This is a genomic window from Stenotrophomonas sp. 3(2025), assembly GCF_052665395.1.
Map to the genome: position 1 here is coordinate 101,257 of NZ_JBQOIF010000001.1, position 17,267 is coordinate 118,523.

Sequence of the window (17,267 nt, forward strand, 5' to 3'; positions counted from 1 at the left end):
GCATCTACGATAGTGATGACCATCCCATTCCACGCCGAGGGTCCATGCCCCACTCCCTCGCCCGCCCGCAGCGATGGCGCCGTCACGGCCGCAAGCTGCTGCCGTACCTGCTGGGCCTGTATCTGCTGTACCTGTTGGCAGGCAATGTTTTCCTCAATACGCCGCTGTTCGATCAGGTTACCAATCGCAAGCCGCACAAGTTCGTGATGACCACTGGCCCGGCGATCACGCTGCTGCCGGGGCATGTCATCGCCTGGAATGTGCAGATGCGCGGCCACGTCAATCACACGGTGTATGTGCTGCGCGCGGACCGCGCCAGTGCACGCTTGGCATTGCTGCCGCTGTTCCAGCGCGAGGTGCGCGTGCCGTCGCTGCACGCGACCGGGGTGGCCGCCGAGATCGCGCGCGTGGAGGAGGCCATTCCCTCACCACCGCGCGGCGATCGCGGCTGGACGTTGCGGTTCGATGCCATTCATAGCGAAACCATCCGCAGCGTCCGCGTGGGCAAGCTGCTGATCGTTGGCCAGGGCAGCGGCACGGTCGGTTTCGTGAAGCAGCTGCGTGGTGGTCCCTCGGAACTGCTCGACTCGGAGGTGGCCTTCGCTGATGCCGACGTCAGCCTGGACGGCACCCAGCTGCTCGGCGACATGCAACTGAAGACGCAGTTCTCCTACCCACGGCATTACCGCGATCAGGCACCCGGGCTGGCAAAGCTGGGGCTGCTGCATGCCGTGCTGGAGGTGCAGGCGCGCAGCCAAGGCCTGCGCCTGGATACGGACACGCAACGTCCTTCCATTGCCAGCGCCGCCGCGCCGGGGCAGCTGCAGGCCGCGATCACTCTGGACCAGGGCGCGCTTCAGCCCGGCAGCCATGCGGTCTGGCGCGTTCCCCTGCAGATGGGAGCTGGCGCCCCCGACCGCGGAACGCTGGCAGTGCAGCTGGATGCCGCCCGCGATATCCGCCTGCAGGCGCGGTTGCCGCAGCGCGAGGGCACAGGCGCTGCGCTGGACGCGGATCTGACCATCACCGGGCGGCACATTCCATTCGCCGAACCCAGCCAGATGCTGGGCCGCACCTCCGGAACGGTCAAGGGCGAATGGACCTTCACCTCGCTCAACTGGATTCCTGCACTGTTCGTGCAGAAACCCTGGTTCCAGCTGCAGGGTGGTGGCGTGCTGCGCGCCGACCTGCGCCTGCAGAACGGCGAGCTGGCCGCTGGCAGCAGCGTCGACATTCCTGCGGCGCGGGCGGTGGCCGACGTGGCCGGCGTGCACATGCAGGGAACGGCCAGCGCCCATGGCCAACTGCAGGCCGGGACGCCGACGCACGCCGTACTGGCAGTGAAGCTTCCCACGTTCAATGCGCGTGCAGGCGGCGCCAAGGGTGCCACGCTGTTCGATGGGCGCGACCTGGCACTGACACTCACCGGTGACGGTCGCCTGCGCGAGCTGCGCAAGGGCGTGCGCGCGCAGCTGCGCTTCGATGACGCAAGCATTCCAGACCTCACCGCCTACAACCGCTACCTGGGCAACGGCCAGGTGCGGCTGCTGGGAGGCGCTGGCCAGGTGAGCGGCGACGTTGAACTGGATACCGAGGGCCGGCTTGGCAATGGCAGTGTCCGCCTGCGCAGCCAACGCGCACGCCTGCAGGTGGCCGGGCTTGGCCTGCAGGGCGACGCCCGCGTTGATGGCAGGCTGCGGCGTGGTGATTTCAGCCAGCGCCGCTTCGATCTGGGCGGTAGCGTGATCGAGCTGCGCAACGTGCAGGTAGGTGAGCAGCAGCGTTCACAGCCGTGGTGGGGCCGGGTCACCATTGCCCGCGGTGACATTGATGCGCAGTCACCGTTCCAAGTGGACGCACGCGCGGATCTTGCCATGCGCGACGCGGGCCCGCTGCTGGCGCTGTTTGCCGAGCGCAGCGATTACCCGCGCTGGGCATTGTCGCTGCTCGACTCCGGCCAAGTGGATGCGCATACCCGCCTGCGCTGGCGCGCCGGGCATCTGGTACTGGATGGACTGCAGGCGGAGAACGAGCGCCTTTCGCTGCGTGCGCGGCTGGATCTGCTGGACCAGCGCAAACGTGGCGACCTCTACCTTCGCTGGGGCCTGCTGGGTGCCGGCATCGAGCTGGATGGGCAGCGCCGCCAATGGCATCTGGCCGGTGCGCGGGAATGGTTCGACGGTCGGCCCGCGTTGCTGCCCGGTGCTGCAGCGGCCAGCGACGGTGGCACGGCGGACTGACCCGCAGGCTGCATTCAGTCGCGACGCCTTTACGTACAACGCACTACCGCAGTTGGCGATAGTGCAGGAGGAAAGACACCGTGAATGTCCGCAGGCAAGCAGTTGGCCTTCTGGGCTGGGCCATCGTCACTTTTCTGGCCGCCGCGCTCGGCGCGCGTGCCTCGATCTCGGCAGCGGATTTCTACGCAAGCCTGGCGTTGCCGGCATGGGCACCGCCGGCCAGCGTGTTCGGTCCGGTGTGGACGGTGCTGTACGCATTGATGGCGCTGGCGGCCTGGCTGGTCTGGCGCCAGGGCGGATGGCGCGCGGCCACGCCTGCGCTGGCGCTCCATCTGCTGCAGCTGGCCCTGAACGTGCTGTGGAGCTGGCTGTTCTTCGGCTGGAAACAGGGGGCGTTGGCGTTCGCTGACATCGCACTGTTGCTGGCGCTGATCGTGGCCACGATCGTCGCCTTCCATCGCGTGCGTCCGGCGGCGGCATGGCTGCTGCTGCCTTACCTGGCATGGGTGACGTTCGCCTGCGCGCTCAACTACGCAGTGTGGCAGGCCAATCCGGCCGTGCTTTAGCCGGGCAATGCCTGAGGGCCTTGCGCTGCGGGCCGCCACTGGCGCAGCGCGCTGCCCCTGAAGGCCTGCTCACCGCAGCCGGTCGGGCAGCGCAGCACACGCGCGGCAGACGTGCTGACAAGCCCATCGCCCTCCTGCGCCTTGAATACGACCTCGCAGCACAGGCAGCGCGCCACCAGTGAATACAGATGGACGATGCGGCCGCTGCCGGGATCCTGCAGTGCGTTGACATCCAGCAGGTCGAAACGGCCGTTTTCAGGCGATGGGCGCGATGGGCGAAGCAGGGAAGACGATGGCTGCAGGTTCACGTCGATGCGTCACAGAAGGATGAGCGACGACTGTAGTAGGCGCGATGTGCAGCAGATGTGCACCGCACCCATCAGGTTGCAGCAGCGCCACCCAGCCGGTTGATCTGCGCACATTCCAGCACCGGCGGCGGCTCCGGCATCGTCGCCAGCACGATCATCGCGCGGCCGATGGCTTCGTTGCTGGTCACCAGTGAGGGCAGGACGCGGCCCGCCGCCGCCATCAGGGGACCGCCAACGCGATACAGCGGCTTCAACGCCGCATGACGGGTGCCGGTGCCCGCCACCGGGCGCACCCCGGCGGGACGCAGCATGACGGTGCGCACCGCGAGCTGCGCCAACGCGGCCTCGGTCTTGCCCTTGATGCGCAGGGGCATGATCCGGCTGTGGGGATTGGCATGGGCGCCGGAGACATACAGGAACCGGCCGTCCGGATTCGCCTCGGCCCATGCTGCAGCCACGGCAAGGGTGGCATCGAGCGTCACCTTCCGATACTCGTCCTCGGCGGTGCCGACCGGCGGTGCTCCGGCACAATAGAAACACGCATCGAATCCGGCCAGCTGCGGACCCACACCACGGGCATGCTGGAAATCGGCCAGCACGATCTGCTCGATACGCGCGTCAAGGGGGGCCTTGCCGCGGACCAGGGCAGCGGTGCGCGCCACCTGCGGCGAAGCGAGGCAGGCACGGGCAACACCCTGCCCGACCAGTCCGGTCGCGCCGGTCAGCAGAATCCGCAGGGGGCGTGTTCCGTACATGGGTTGACCTTGAGGAAGCCTAGAGTTTCACGAAGCGCTGGATCCGGCGGGCCAGCCAACCACTGAATACCAGCGGCGCATCCAGCGCGGAAACGCAGATGCACGGTACGCCCGGCGCCGTTACCGGCTGGTGCTCGACCTCCTCGTCCAGGTCCGCAACATCGCCGGGCGCGAACAGACCCAAGGCATCATTGTAGGAACCCCGCAGGATCTGTGTCAGTTCGCTGCGGCCATGGCTGTGCATCGGCAGGCATTTGCCCGGCGCGATCTTCAGCATGATCAGCGACGGCATCTGCTCGGCACGGATGCAATGCACTCCCGGCGCCATCCAGCGCCAGTGCAGCCGGCCCAGCGAATCGCCGAAGTACGGATGCAGCGACGTCGGCAGATGATCCGGATCCGCCTCGGGGCGTTCGCGCGGCATCGACCGCAGCGGGCCTGGCAGCTCGTCGGCCTGGACCTCGACGAGCTGCGCAAGCATCGCGTCGCGCAGGCCCGCCCGCCGCGCCTCGTCCGACACGGGCTGGGTCTGCTCCAGCAATGCGGCACCGATGGCCTCCGCTTCGCGCAGCCGCTGGCGGCAGTGCGGGCACTGCTCCAGATGGGTGCCGGCGACGATGCTCAACGGTGCCGGCAGAGCACCGGCGGCGTAGCTCATCAGCGTCGACTCATGCAGGTGGTGGTGCGGATTCATGATGCACCCCCGACCTTGGACTGCAACTGCAGGAACGCTCGTCGCAGGTGTGATTTGACCGTGCCCAGCGGCATCCCCAGCGCCTGCGCGATCTCGCTGTGGCTCTTGGCCTCGAAGTAGGACATGCGAACCAGACGCGCCTGCGTGGCCGGCAGTTCATTGATGCGCTGGCGCAGGCGGGCATGATCGGCAAACTGCTCTGCGCTGCTGCGCTCGCCGACGTCGGCGGCAGCGGCGTCTTCCACGGCTTCCTGCACCTCCATCCAGCTGCGTTCGCGACGCACGCGGTCGATGTGCAGGTTGCGGCCGATGCGATACAACCAGGTGCTCAGCGCACCTTGGGCAGGATCGAACTCGGCCGCGCGCAGCCACAGGCGCAGCAGGCATTCCTGGGCCAGCTCTTCGGCCACCGCAGCGGGTGCCCCAAGGCCACGCAGATAAATGCACAGGCGCGGCATGAAATGGTCGTAGATGCGCATGAAGCAGTCACGATCGCGCAGCCGGGCGACGCCATCCATCTCGCCGTTCCAGTTCGTTGGCTCGTTGCTGGGCTGCTGTGAACTGGACACGATCCGCGCGGTGTCGAAGGGATGGGAGGGACTGGCGGGAGGACGGTACATCGGCGGGGGCTGCCGTTGGGTGAAGAGGAGTCCTTCCCTCTACGCACGGTGGCGCCTGTTGGATGCACCCGGGATGGGCGCCAACGTGCATCCAGCCGGCGCCGTCGCGCGTACAGGCCCGCAAGCCTCCCATGGATCGCCCCGATGCGTCTTGCCTGGTTGCTGCTCTGCATGCCCTGCGCCGCTTCGGCCGCCCCTCTTCTGCGTTCGGAGGGCGTGGCCACCCTGGCCAACGGAGTCATTGCCTACCGCGAAGTGCATTGGCAGCGCGGCGCCGGCGATGGCAGCGAACGCTGGGTGGAATACCTTTGCCCTGAGGGCCAACCTTTCGCCCGCAAGCAGATGCCCGCCGCCACCCGGCCGCAGGTGCGGGGCTATGTGCTGCAGGATGCCCGCAGCGGCCAAGCGGCCGATGTGAGGGTCGACCCCGGCGTGGTCCGGGTCGACTGGAAGGAGGACATATCCACGCCTTCCCGGACCAGGCAGCTGCCGCTGCCCCCGGATGCCGTGATCGACGCCGGCTTCGATGCCGCCGTGCGGGCCCACTGGCGGACGCTGCAGGGGGGAGCGCCGGTCAGCCTGCCTTTTCTGGTGCCCGGCCGGCAACGCTTCTACCCCGTGCAGGTGCAGTACCAGGGCCCGGTGCGCTGGCGGGGGCTTTCCGCCCATGCGGTGAATGTCCGCCTTGATACCTGGTTCGGCGCGGTGGCCCCACGTCTGTCGCTGGTCTACGCCGATGCCGATCGCCGCCTGCTGGAGTTCCGTGGTACCAGCAACCTGCGCGATGGACGTGGCGATTATCCGCAGGTGACCGTGCGCTTCGCCGCGCCCGCAACCGAGCAGCCGGAGCAGCGTTGGCGCACTGAGCTGCAGCGACCGCTGGTAGCCAGCTGCGGTGTTACGAACAGGTGAAAATGCCGTCTGTTGCAATCCACTGCATCCAACCCGCACTGCAACGCGTAGAGGTAGGCAATCGACTCCCTCGGGCTTCCGTCCATGGCATCCGCAGCGCCTCCACTCCGCAGACGTTCGCGCCTGTTGCGCACCTTCCAGCGCTGGTTCGACACCGATGCCGGAAGCGAAGCGGCGATCGACGGCAGCCAGGGTGACCGCATCGACTGGCTGCGCGCCTTGCCCTTCGCGCTGCTGCACGTGGCCTGCCTCGGGGTGATCTGGGTGGGCGTGTCATGGACAGCGGTTGCCGTCGCGATGTTCCTGTACGCGATCAGGATGTTCGCCATCACCGCGTTCTATCACCGCTACTTCTCGCACCGGACGTTCGAGGCATCGCGCACCGTGCAGTTCGTGTTCGCGGTCATCGGCGCCGCCAGCGTGCAGCGTGGCCCGCTCTGGTGGGCAGCGCACCACCGCCACCACCACCGCCACGCCGATCAACCGCAGGACCCGCATTCCCCGCGCCAGGGCGGGTTCTGGCGCAGCCATATGGGTTGGTTCCTCACCCGTAGCGCCTTTGCCACCGATCTGCAGCGCGTTCCCGATCTGGCCCGCTACCCCGAGCTGCGCTGGCTGGACCGGTTCGACACCGTGGTTCCGGTGTTGCTGGCTGCTGCGCTGTATGGTGTGGGTGCGGTGCTCGAGCGTGTGGCACCGGGCCTGCATACCTCCGGCCCGCAGCTGCTGGTCTGGGGCTTCTTCATCTCCACCGTGGCGCTGTTCCACGCCACGGTCACCATCAATTCGCTGGCGCACCGTTTCGGCCGGCGCCGCTTCGAGACCCGCGATGACAGCCGCAACAACCTCTGGCTGGCGCTGCTGACCTTCGGCGAAGGCTGGCACAACAACCATCACTTCTTCCCCGGCACCGCCCGCCAGGGCTTCCGCTGGTGGGAGATCGACATCAGCTGGTATGGCCTGCGCGCAATGGCTGCGCTGGGCCTGGTGAAGGGCCTCAAGCCGATCCCGGCCTGGGTACTGGCCAAGGCGAGGCACTGACATGCGTATCGCGGTCATCGGTTCCGGCATCGCAGGTCTGGCCAGCGCGTGGTGGCTGGACGGCGAGCATGACGTCACCCTGTTCGAGGCCAACGACTACCTGGGCGGCCACACCCACACCCACGAGGTGACGGTGGACGGCCGCACGATGGCGGTCGATACCGGGTTCATCGTCTTCAATCCGCATCATTACCCGCTGCTGTCGGCGTTGTTCGGCGAACTTGGCGTGGCCTCGCAGCCCACCACGATGAGTTTCTCGATGCACAGCGAGCGCAGCGGCGTGGAGTACAACGCCACATCGCTCGATGGCCTGTTCTGCCAGCGCCGCAACCTGCTTTCACCGCGGTTCTGGGGAATGCTGGCCGACCTGCGGCGCTTCTATCGCGACGCGCCCCTGCTGCTGGGCGAGGAACAGGGCCCCACGCTGGGCCAGTACCTGCACAGCCAGCGCTATGGCGAAGCGTTCGTGCAGGAACATCTGCTGCCGATGGCCTCGGCGCTGTGGTCCTCGCCGACCGCGCAGGTGCTGGACTTCCCGGCCCGTTACCTGGTGCAGTTCATGGCCAACCACCAGATGCTGCAGATGACCGGGCGCGCACCCTGGCGCGTGGTCAAGGGTGGCTCGGCGCGCTACGTGGACGCGCTGCGTGCGCGCTGGCGGGTGCACGAGCGGCTGGAATGCCCGGTACACGCGGTCGAACGCATGCCCTGGGGGGCACGCGTGCACACCGCAACCGGCATTGAAGGCTTCGATGAAGTGATCCTGGCCTGCCATAGCGACCAGGCCCTTGCCCTGCTGGCCGACGCCGATCCGATCGAGCATGCGGTGCTCGGCGCGATCCGCTACCAGCCCAACGAGGCCGTACTGCACACCGACGCCTCCCTGCTGCCCGCCAACCGCAAGGCGTGGGCGGCCTGGAACGCGCATGTACCGCGCGACCCCACCGCACCCTGCACGGTCAGCTACTGCATGAACCTGTTGCAGGGGCTGCCCGGTGATACGCCGCTGGTGGTGACCCTCAACCGCGGCGAGGCCATCGACCCGGCCAAGGTGCTGCGCCGACTGCACTACGCGCATCCGGTGCATGATCCGGCTGCGGTGGACGCGCAGCGGCGCTGGGCCGAACTGCAGGGCCGGCGCCACACCTGGTTTGCGGGTGCCTACTGGGGCTGGGGCTTCCATGAAGATGGAATCCGCAGTGCCCGCCGCGTTGTGGATGCACTGCAGATGCGCGACGCCGGCGCGCCGCCTCCGCTGCAGGTGGAGGTGGCGGCATGAGCGCCAGCGCCCTCTACTTCGGGCAGGTGGTGCACCGCCGGCACCATCCGCATCCGCATGCCTTCCGCTACCCCATCGCGCAACTGCTGCTGGATCTGGACGAGTTGGACCAGGTCTTCGCCGGGCGCTGGCTGTGGTCGGTCGGGCGCCGCAACCTGGCAGAGTTCCGCCGCAGTGACTATCTCGGCGATCCCAAGACATCACTTGCAGACGCCGTGCGTGACCACGCCGCGACCGTGCTGGGGCGGCGCCCGGACGGTCCGGTGCGGCTGCTGGCCCACCTGCGCTTCGGTGGCCACGTGTTCAATCCGGTCAGCTTCTATTACTGCTACCGGGCCGACGGCAGCACCCTGGACTGCATCGTCGCCGACATCACCAACACACCGTGGAAGGAACGGCATGCCTATGTGCTGCCTGTTGAGCGCGCCCAGCCCCAGGGGCGCGCCCTGCGCTGGCAGTTCGACAAAGCCTTCCACGTTTCCCCCTTCATGCCAATGGATTGCCGCTACGACTGGCGCTTCACCGCGCCCGGCGATGACCTGCGCGTACATATGCAGGTCTGGCGCGACGGTGTCCGGCAGTTCGATGCCACCCAGGCCATGCAGCGACGCCCGCTTGATGGCCGCGGCCTGGCCCGGGTACTGGCGTTCTACCCGTTGATGACCGTGCAGGTGGTAGCCGCCATCCACTGGCAGGCACTGCGCCTGTGGCTGAAGCGCAATCCCGTGCATGACCACCCCGCTCTTGCCGAGAAACCGCGATGAACGAGCTGAATCCTTCCGTTGCCCTGCCCCGCCCCGGCGCGGTGGACGTATTCCTGCGGCGGAGGCTGCTGGCGGTACTGGCGCCGCTTCGCGAAGGCGGGCTGCGGGTGCGCGACTCCATGGGCGAGGTCATCCTCGGTGATCGTGCCGGCGCGTTGCAGGCCACCGTGACCATCAGCGATATGGCGTTCTACCGCAAGGTGGCTGCGCAGGGCAGCGTCGGCGCGGGTGAGAGCTACATCCACGGCGATTGGCGCTGCGATGACCTGGTGGCCCTGGTGCGGCTGCTGGTACGCAACCGCGACCTGCTGGACGGCATGGAACGCGGGCCGGCGCGGATCGGTGGCTGGCTGCTGCGCGGCTGGAACCGCCTGCGGCGCAACAGCCGCGAAGGCAGTCGCCGCAACATCGCCGCCCACTACGATCTGGGCAATGACTTCTTCGCGCTGTTCCTGTCGCCGGACCTGATGTACTCCTCGGCGGTGTTCAGCGATGCCGGCGACTCGCTGGAAACCGCCTCGCGCCGCAAGCTGGACCGCATCTGCCAGCAGCTGCAGCTGCAACCCGGTGATCGCGTCGTCGAGATCGGTACCGGCTGGGGCGGGTTCGCCCTGCATGCCGCCCAGCACTACGGCTGCCATGTGACCACCACCACCATCTCCGCCGAACAGCACGCGCTTGCCGCCCAGCGTGTGGCCGAGGCGGGCCTGCAGGAGCGCGTGACCCTGCTGATGCAGGACTACCGTGATCTGCAGGGCCAGTTCGACAAGCTGGTGTCGATCGAGATGATCGAGGCCATCGGTGCCGAGTATCTGGACACCTACATGGCGACCCTGCAGCGGCTGCTGAAGCCCGATGGCGTGGCCCTGCTGCAGGCCATCACCATCGAGGACCAGCGCTACGAGCAGGCGCGTCGCAGCGTGGACTACATCAAGCGCTTCGTGTTCCCCGGCAGTTTCATTCCCTCGATCAACGCCATCCTGGCCGCCAAGACCCGGGCCTGCGACCTGCAGCTGATCGCCCAGCAGGATTTCGGCCACTCCTATGCACTCACCCTGCGCGCCTGGCGGCAGCGCTTCCTGGCGCAGTTGCCGGCGGTACGTGCGCAGGGTTTCGATGACCGCTTCTGCAGGCTGTGGGAGTTCTATCTGGCCTACTGCGAGGGCGGCTTCCTCGAGCGCTCGATCGGCGTGTCCCATCTGCTGCTGGCACGGCCGGGCTACCGTCCCGAGACGGACGCCGACGGCCAACGGGCCGGCTGACATGCGCCGCACCTGGGTCAACGTAGTCGGCAACCAGCTGGTATGGCTGTGCGCCGTTGCCGGAGCCGGCCGCGGCTGGCAATGGCCGGCCCTGCTGTCGGCCACACTCTATGTCGGCAGCCAGTTGCTTGCCTCGACGCGACCACGCCTGGAGCTGCGCCTGCTGTTGCTCGCGCTGGGGTGTGCCTGGCTGGTGGATGGCAGCGCTGCAGCCAGCGGTGCTGTGCAGTACGCCGCCGCACCGCTTGGATGGGTGCCGCCACCGTGGATTTTCGCGCTGTGGGCGGCCTTTGCGATGACGCTGACGGCCTCGATGGCGTTCCTGCAGCGGCACTGGATGCTGCCGGTGGCCCTGGGCCTGCTGGCGCCGCTGGCGTATCTGTCCGCGGCGCGGGGTTTCCAGGCCGTACATTTCACCGCCCCGGCCTGGCTGGGCGTGGCAACACTGGCGCTGGGCTGGTGCGTGGCGCTGTCGCTGCTGTGCGCCGTCGCCCGTCGCGGAACGCCCAGCAATCGTGACACCCCATTGATCGGAGCCGCCTGATGAGCATTCTGTGGTGGGTACTGCTGTATGCCGTGCTGATCATGGCCTGGGGTTGGACCTGGCAGCGCAGGCACCGCAACATCGGCGTCGTCGATGTGTTGTGGGCAAAGGGCGTGGCGGCAGGCGCGCTGCTGCTTGCATGGCTGGGCGATGGCGCGCTGCAACCACGCATCGCACTGGCCGTGCTCGGTGGCCTGTGGGGAAGTCGTCTCGCCCTGCATCTGTGGCGCCGCGTCCGCAGCGAGGAAGAAGACGGTCGCTACCGCTATCTGCGCGACCACTGGCACGGCCACCAGGGCAGGATCTTCGGCTTCTTCATGGCGCAGGCGCTGTTGGTGGTGCTGTTTGCGCTGCCGTTCACGGCCGTGGCCGGCAATCCCCACAGTGACATGCCTGGCTGGATCGCAGCGGCGGTCGTCGTGTGGCTGCTCAGCGTGGGCGGCGAAGCACTGGCCGACGGTCAGCTGGCACGCTTCCGTGCCGTCCCGGCGAACAGGGGCCGGACCTGCCACCAAGGACTGTGGCGGTACACGCGCCATCCCAATTACTTCTTCGAGTGGCTGCACTGGTTCACCTATGTACTGCTGGCAGCCGGCTCACCCTTGTGGTGGCTGGCCTGGTCCGGGCCGGTGCTGATGTACGTGTTCCTGCGCTACCTCAGTGGCGTTCCCTTCACCGAGAAACAGGCGCTGCGCAGTCGAGGCGATGACTATCGCGACTACCAGCGCAGTACCCCGATGTTCTTCCCCTGGTTTCCGCGCAGCCCCAAGGAGTGATCCCGATGAACAGCACCCCGTCCCTTGCTCCGGTTGCCGATACGGAAGCCGGCCTTACCGGTTGGGCCGAGCGTGGCTGGCTGCCCGATGCGGCGCTGCGCGCGGGCATACGCCGCCTGTGTGCGCAACGCCTGGCCGAGGAGTCGAGCGGCAGCATGGAGGAGCAGGCGCAGCGCTTCAGCCGCCGTATCGCCGAGCTCGCTGGCAGCCCACTGGCACTGCACGTGGATGCGGCCAACCGCCAGCATTACGAGGTGCCTGCCGCCTTCTTCCAGGGCTGCCTGGGGCATCGCCTGAAGTACAGCAGCTGCTACTACCGCACCGGCCGCGAGACGCTGGACCAGGCCGAGGATGCGATGCTGGAGCTGTACGGGCAGCGCGCCGGATTGGCCGACGGCCAGGACATTCTTGAGCTGGGCTGCGGCTGGGGCTCGCTGACGCTGTGGATGGCCGAGCGCTACCCGGATGCGCGCATCACCGCGGTGTCCAACTCGCACAGCCAGCGCAGCCATATCCTGGCGCAGTGCGAGGCGCGCGGGTTCGGCAACGTCGAGGTACTCACCCGGGACGTCAACCAGCTGGACCTGCCTGCCGCTGCGTTTGATCGCTGCGTGTCGGTGGAGATGTTCGAGCATGTCCGCAACTACGACCGCCTGCTGGGCCGCATTGCCCGTTGGCTGAAGCCGGACGGTGCTCTGTTCGTGCACATTTTCGCCCATCGCACGCTGATGTATCCGTTCGAGACCGAGGGCGACGACAACTGGATGGGCCGGCACTTCTTCACCGGCGGCCTGATGCCGGCAGCGGACACGCTGCTGCACTTCCAGCGCGACCTGGTGCTGGACCAGCGCTGGCTGCTGGACGGCACGCACTACCAGCGCACGGCCAACCATTGGCTGGCCAACCAGGATGCCGCCCGTGAACAGCTGCTGCCGGTGCTGGCACAGACCTATGGCGACGAAGCAGCCGCACGCATCTGGTGGCAGCGCTGGCGCATGTTCTGGATGGCCTGTGCCGAATTGTTCGGCTACGACGACGGCCAGCAATGGTTGGTCGCCCACTACCTGTTCCGCCCGCGCTGAAGGAGACCGCCCCCATGCGTATCGCATCGCTGTTCCCGCTGCTGGCCGTTGCCCTGTTCGGCGCTGGCTGCAGCAGCCACGACACCCGCCCCATCCCGCTGCCACCAAAGGTGGACGTGCCGCGCTTCATGGGCGACTGGTACGTCATCGCCCATATCCCGTCCCGGCCCGAGCGGGAGGCCTTCGACGCGGTGGAAAGCTATGCGCTACGGCCGGATGGCCGCATCCAGACCACCTTCACCTACCGCAAGGGCAGCTTCCAGTCGCCACAGAAGTCGATGCACCCGGTAGGTCGTGTGGAAAAGCACGGAAACGGTGCGGTCTGGGGCATGCAGTTCATCTGGCCCATCCAGGCCGAGTACCTCATTGCCTGGCTGGATGAGGGCTACACCCAGACCATCGTGGCCCGCAGCAAGCGTGACTACGTGTGGTACATGGCGCGTACGCCGCAGGTGAGCGAGGCGGACTACCAGCAGGCGGTCGCCCGCATCAAGGCAATGGGCTATGACACCGGCAAGCTGCGAAAGGTGCCGCAGTCGGTGCGCTGAGCCTGCGCGAAGCGATGTTCCGCATTGGAGGGTGATCATCCGTGACCGCGTCCGCACGAACGCCGCCGCGTTCCTGCACCCCACCACTGGAAAGGGCCGGGCGACCACCAGATGAATGGGGATTGGCCCGGTCGCTAGCCGCATGTAGGCCGCCTCCTCTATAGTCAGCCGAGCACGACGGGCGTGGTGCCTGTCCGGCAACTACAGGGAGTGGGTCATGGGTCTGGTACAAGCGGTGAAGGGTGCAGTCGGCGGTGTGCTGGCCGACCAGTGGAAGGACTTCTACACCGTGCCGACCGGCCTGCCGTCCACGGCAGCCCTGTTCGCAGCGGTGCCGCAGGGCACCAATGCCGGGCGCGGATCGAACACCGGCGGCTCCTCCAACATCATCAGCAACGGCTCGAAGATCGTCGTGCCCGAGGGCTACGGCCTGCTGCTGTTGCAGGATGGCGCGATCACCGCGTTCGTTGCCGAGCCGGGTGGCTACGAGTGGCGCTCGGATGATTTGAACTCGCAGTCGATCTTCGCCGGCGACGGCCTGGTCAGCACCTTCATCAAGCAGAGCTGGGAGCGCTTCAAGTTCGGCGGCCAGCCGGGCTCGCAGCAGGCCGCCTTCTTCGTATCGCTGAAGGAACTGCCGGACAACCGCTTCGGCACCCAGTCGGAAATCTACTGGGACGACGGTTTCCTCAACACCCAGGTCGGCGCGGTCACCCGTGGTTCGTACACGCTGAAGATCGTCGACCCGATCCTGTTCGTGAAGAACTTCGTTCCGGCCAGCTACCTGCGGCCGGGCCAGGTGTTCGACTTCACCGACCTGGACAATGCTGCTGCCAGCCAGCTGTTCAATGAAGTGGTGGGTTCGCTGGCGCCGGCGTTCAGCCTGTACACCAACGATCCGGGCAAGGGTAACCGCATCACCAGGCTGCAGCAGGATTCGCTGGGCTTTGCGCAGAGCCTGTCGGCCGCCGTCGAACAGGGCTACCAGTGGAAGTCCGATCGTGGCCTGGCCATCGTCAAGACCGCCATCGTCTCGATCGAGTACGACGCCAACACCCGCGAGCTGCTGAAGACCGTGCAGCGCGCCGATGCGCTGTCCGGCTCGCGTGGCAATTCCAACCTGCAGGCCAGCGTCGCCCAGGGCATCCAGTCCGCCGGTGAGAACGGCGGTGCCGCCGGGCTTGTCGGCGTGGGCATGGCATCGGGCATGTTCGGCGCGGGCAACCTGCAGCAGCCGGCAACCCCGGCCGCCCCTGCCGCCGACGACCCGGTGGCCAAGCTGAAGAAGGCCAAGGAAATGCTCGACCTGGGCCTGATCACCCAGACCGACTACGACGCGCTGAAGGCCAAGGCGCTGGGACTGTAAGAAGACGCAGGACGCGCAACCACCATGTCCGATCCCAGAAACACGCCTCCGCCGCTGCCCGGTTCCGCTTCAGCACCCCCGCCCCTGCCGGCGGCGGTGCTGGACGGCCCCGGTTCGCCGCAGGATGTTCCTCCCCTGCCCGGCAGCTTCCCGCTGGATACCTCCAGGTTGCCTGAGGCCATCCGCAACGAAGTCGAGGCGCCCGACCCGGTCGCCATCGACACCGCTGCGGCCGAACTGAAAGACGGCCTCAACCGCTGCCCCAAGTGCGGCGCCACCGACATACGGCCCAAGCTGGGCACCGACATCCTGGTCTGCCTGTACTGCCGTCACCAATGGCATGGCGCGCGGGTGGAGGAGGAATTCGGGCTGGGCGAAGCCATCGACCAGCTGCGTGGCACGGTCATCGCATCGGGCGCACGCGATATCGATGCCGACACCTCGGCACTGATGACCTTCAAGTGCACCGGGTGCGGCGCCGAAGTCACGGTCAACACCGAAAGCACGATGACGGCGCGCTGCCACTGGTGCCGGCATGTGTTCGGCGTGAACGAACAGATCGCCAACGGTGCGGTACCCGATGCCGTGCTGCCGTTCCATATCAAGAAGGAGGATGCGGTCGCGCGCATCCGCCAGTTCGTCGACAAGCGCCGGATGTTCGCGCTCAAGGCGTTCAAGGAGCAGTTCACCCCGGAGAACGTGGTGGGCGTGTACCTGCCCTACATGATCGTCGACGGCAATGTCAGCGCAGCGGTGGCTGGCAAGGGTGAGATCAAGACCCGCGAGTACACCCGTGGCACCGAGAAGAACAAGCAGACCTACTACGACGCGGATGTCTACCAGGTGGAACGCCAGGTCGATTTCACCGTGGACGACCTGCCGCTGGAATCCTCTGCCGAGCGCGGCAACCTGGACACGCGCGCCAACACCAACAACATCATCAACACCATTCTGCCGTTCGACACCAAGAACGCTGTGAAGTGGAACGCCTCGTACCTGGCCGGGTTCACTTCGGAAAAGCGCAACCTGGACGTCGAGAAGCTGCGGCCGCGCCTGGAAGACCAGCTGCTGTCGATCGCCCGCGCGCAGGTGGAAGGCACGGTGCGCCGTTACGACCGTGGCGTGCGCTGGGAACAGGAGCAACTGGAAGTGCACGGCACCCGCTGGGTGGCCATGTACCTGCCGGTGTGGCTGTATTCGTACCACCAGCCCGGCAGGAACGGCGGCATGCTGCACTACATCGCGGTGAACGGCCGGACCGGTGAAACGATGGGCAGCGTGCCGGTGCAGCAGTGGAAGATGCTGCTGGCGGCGCTGACCGCAGGTACGATCATCGAAGCCCTCGCAATTGCCTTCCTGGTGGCCAGCACATGAGTGATGACAGTGGTCTTTGGTTGTTGGCCGCAGGCCCGGCCGGCGCAACTGCGCTGTACTGGGCGCTGTACCGCTTCTACCGCAATACCGACAAATCGCATTCGTTCGAGCACGAGACCGAGATCGATGCCAAGCCGGTGACCGGCTCGGATCGCCGGGTCGATTCGATCTCGGGCACGCAGGAAAAGCGGATCCGCGGCGACAACGTGTATGAGTATCGAAAGCGGGTGGCGCGGGTGAGCAGCGGAGACGACTGAACGCTCCGCCAGCGCTTCGGGGGCTGGGACCATCCCAGCCCTGGAAGCAAACCGGAACGTCAGGCGGCCGTACGTCCCGATGCCCATGGATTCAGTCCGGCGCCACCTCTCCGTTGATCTGCTGCATCACTGAGCGCTTGTCGTCACTGGCAGGCATCGCCCGCACCAGGTTGCGCAGCAGCCGCAGGTCCTGCTGCCGGCCAAGCTCGTCGCTGAGCCGATGCAGCGCCTTGTAACGATGCCCCGAGGCATGCAGCGACCTGCTGTGCACGTGCAGCTGCAGGTCGCAAGCGATATCCAGTTGCATGCGCAGCCTGCGCACGCGTCGTCGCCAGCGGTGGACCGCCGCGGCACCGCCGTCGCGTTTCGCCCGTGCGGCGGCCTTGTCCACGCGGCGCCAGCTACGCTCGAGATTCCGGCGCAGCGAGCCACGCCGCAGCTGATGCCAGGGTTGGACCGCCAACTGCTGCTGCACCGCTGCCAGCACACGCAGGCGGCGGGCGAACCCCGGGTCACGCTGCAGGGTCGCCTGCAGCAGTCCGTCACGACGCAGCACCAGCATCCGAATGACCCCGTTCCACCGTCGATCGGCATCCCGCTCCTGCAGATGCCGGGCGACCTCGACCACCACATGCGCGTCACGAAGGCGGGACAGGCCATCACCCAGGCGTTTCAATCCCAGGTCGGCAGTCTCGACGTCCAGCGCTGCATGCTGCAGCAGCGCCAACAGGGACCGCAATCGGCGGATGGCCTTGCGCGCGGAATGGATGGCCGGGTGCGGGTCGGATGCCGACGACAACGCCGCAGCGATCGCGGCGCACTCATGCAGCGCGCTCTGGCGAAAGGCCTCGCCGGGTTCTGCTGCGGACATCGATGTTC

At 67.2% G+C, this 17,267-nt stretch carries 19 protein-coding genes; 14 read left to right on the plus strand and 5 right to left on the minus strand.

What is annotated here, in order from left to right:
- Positions 1 to 44 precede the first annotated feature (44 nt).
- Both ACUXVE_RS00470 and ACUXVE_RS00475 read left to right on the plus strand, forming a co-directional pair.
- Positions 45 to 2,240, plus strand: coding sequence for a hypothetical protein (locus tag ACUXVE_RS00470; protein WP_445513570.1), 2,196 nt, complete (start codon positions 45 to 47; stop codon positions 2,238 to 2,240).
- 80 nt (positions 2,241 to 2,320) lie between these two features.
- Complete coding sequence (locus ACUXVE_RS00475) at positions 2,321 to 2,806, plus strand: TspO/MBR family protein (RefSeq protein WP_445513571.1); 486 nt, start codon at positions 2,321 to 2,323, stop codon at positions 2,804 to 2,806.
- Here the strand turns inward: ACUXVE_RS00475 and ACUXVE_RS00480 are convergent.
- The 4 genes from ACUXVE_RS00480 to ACUXVE_RS00495 all read right to left on the minus strand — a co-directional run bounded on the left by ACUXVE_RS00480 (position 2,803) and on the right by ACUXVE_RS00495 (position 5,183).
- Complete coding sequence (locus tag ACUXVE_RS00480; protein ID WP_093818395.1) at positions 2,803 to 3,114, minus strand: hypothetical protein; 312 nt, start codon at positions 3,112 to 3,114, stop codon at positions 2,803 to 2,805. The genes ACUXVE_RS00475 and ACUXVE_RS00480 overlap by 4 nt on opposite strands.
- Before the next feature lie 71 nt (positions 3,115 to 3,185).
- Positions 3,186 to 3,869, minus strand: coding sequence for an NAD-dependent epimerase/dehydratase family protein (locus ACUXVE_RS00485; RefSeq protein ID WP_445513572.1), 684 nt, complete (start codon positions 3,867 to 3,869; stop codon positions 3,186 to 3,188).
- A 19-nt stretch (positions 3,870 to 3,888) separates the two neighbouring features.
- On the minus strand, positions 3,889 to 4,563 hold the full coding sequence (locus ACUXVE_RS00490) for a ChrR family anti-sigma-E factor (protein ID WP_445513573.1): 675 nt from the start codon (positions 4,561 to 4,563) through the stop codon (positions 3,889 to 3,891).
- Entirely contained in the window at positions 4,560 to 5,183 is a 624-nt protein-coding gene (locus tag ACUXVE_RS00495; protein WP_445513574.1) for a sigma-70 family RNA polymerase sigma factor, read from the minus strand. The genes ACUXVE_RS00490 and ACUXVE_RS00495 overlap by 4 nt, the downstream gene beginning before the upstream one ends.
- Positions 5,184 to 5,327: 144 nt before the next feature.
- On the opposite strand from ACUXVE_RS00495, the gene ACUXVE_RS00500 reads away from it, so the two are divergent.
- The 12 genes from ACUXVE_RS00500 to ACUXVE_RS00555 all read left to right on the plus strand — a co-directional run bounded on the left by ACUXVE_RS00500 (position 5,328) and on the right by ACUXVE_RS00555 (position 16,388).
- The gene (locus tag ACUXVE_RS00500) at positions 5,328 to 6,095 is read left to right on the plus strand and encodes a hypothetical protein (protein ID WP_445513575.1); all 768 of its coding nucleotides are present in this window, start codon (positions 5,328 to 5,330) and stop codon (positions 6,093 to 6,095) included.
- 84 nt (positions 6,096 to 6,179) lie between these two features.
- Positions 6,180 to 7,136: an acyl-CoA desaturase gene (locus ACUXVE_RS00505; protein WP_445513576.1), complete on the plus strand. Its 957-nt coding sequence runs from the start codon at positions 6,180 to 6,182 to the stop codon at positions 7,134 to 7,136.
- Between the two features lies 1 nt (position 7,137).
- Positions 7,138 to 8,415 (plus strand): NAD(P)/FAD-dependent oxidoreductase, encoded by a 1,278-nt coding sequence (locus tag ACUXVE_RS00510; RefSeq protein ID WP_445513577.1) that lies wholly within the window; start codon positions 7,138 to 7,140, stop codon positions 8,413 to 8,415.
- On the plus strand, positions 8,412 to 9,179 hold the full coding sequence (locus ACUXVE_RS00515) for a DUF1365 domain-containing protein (protein ID WP_445513578.1): 768 nt from the start codon (positions 8,412 to 8,414) through the stop codon (positions 9,177 to 9,179). Before ACUXVE_RS00510 ends, ACUXVE_RS00515 begins: the two co-directional genes overlap by 4 nt.
- On the plus strand, positions 9,176 to 10,441 hold the full coding sequence (locus tag ACUXVE_RS00520; protein ID WP_445513579.1) for a class I SAM-dependent methyltransferase: 1,266 nt from the start codon (positions 9,176 to 9,178) through the stop codon (positions 10,439 to 10,441). The genes ACUXVE_RS00515 and ACUXVE_RS00520 overlap by 4 nt, the downstream gene beginning before the upstream one ends.
- A gap of 1 nt (position 10,442) precedes the next feature.
- Positions 10,443 to 10,985: a DUF2878 domain-containing protein gene (locus ACUXVE_RS00525; protein ID WP_445513580.1), complete on the plus strand. Its 543-nt coding sequence runs from the start codon at positions 10,443 to 10,445 to the stop codon at positions 10,983 to 10,985.
- The gene (locus ACUXVE_RS00530; protein WP_445513581.1) at positions 10,985 to 11,761 is read left to right on the plus strand and encodes a DUF1295 domain-containing protein; all 777 of its coding nucleotides are present in this window, start codon (positions 10,985 to 10,987) and stop codon (positions 11,759 to 11,761) included. Before ACUXVE_RS00525 ends, ACUXVE_RS00530 begins: the two co-directional genes overlap by 1 nt.
- 5 nt (positions 11,762 to 11,766) lie before the next feature.
- Positions 11,767 to 12,843: an SAM-dependent methyltransferase gene (locus tag ACUXVE_RS00535; protein WP_445513582.1), complete on the plus strand. Its 1,077-nt coding sequence runs from the start codon at positions 11,767 to 11,769 to the stop codon at positions 12,841 to 12,843.
- Positions 12,844 to 12,857: 14 nt separating this feature from the next.
- On the plus strand, positions 12,858 to 13,391 hold the full coding sequence (locus tag ACUXVE_RS00540) for a lipocalin family protein (protein WP_093818405.1): 534 nt from the start codon (positions 12,858 to 12,860) through the stop codon (positions 13,389 to 13,391).
- A 217-nt stretch (positions 13,392 to 13,608) separates the two neighbouring features.
- Positions 13,609 to 14,757: an SPFH domain-containing protein gene (locus ACUXVE_RS00545; protein WP_445513583.1), complete on the plus strand. Its 1,149-nt coding sequence runs from the start codon at positions 13,609 to 13,611 to the stop codon at positions 14,755 to 14,757.
- A 24-nt stretch (positions 14,758 to 14,781) separates the two neighbouring features.
- Complete coding sequence (locus tag ACUXVE_RS00550) at positions 14,782 to 16,131, plus strand: hypothetical protein (RefSeq protein WP_093818407.1); 1,350 nt, start codon at positions 14,782 to 14,784, stop codon at positions 16,129 to 16,131.
- On the plus strand, positions 16,128 to 16,388 hold the full coding sequence (locus ACUXVE_RS00555) for a hypothetical protein (RefSeq protein ID WP_025874461.1): 261 nt from the start codon (positions 16,128 to 16,130) through the stop codon (positions 16,386 to 16,388). The genes ACUXVE_RS00550 and ACUXVE_RS00555 overlap by 4 nt, the downstream gene beginning before the upstream one ends.
- A gap of 91 nt (positions 16,389 to 16,479) precedes the next feature.
- On the opposite strand, the gene ACUXVE_RS00560 is transcribed toward ACUXVE_RS00555, so the two are convergent.
- Positions 16,480 to 17,259 (minus strand): CHAD domain-containing protein, encoded by a 780-nt coding sequence (locus tag ACUXVE_RS00560; protein WP_445513584.1) that lies wholly within the window; start codon positions 17,257 to 17,259, stop codon positions 16,480 to 16,482.
- Positions 17,260 to 17,267 lie beyond the last annotated feature (8 nt).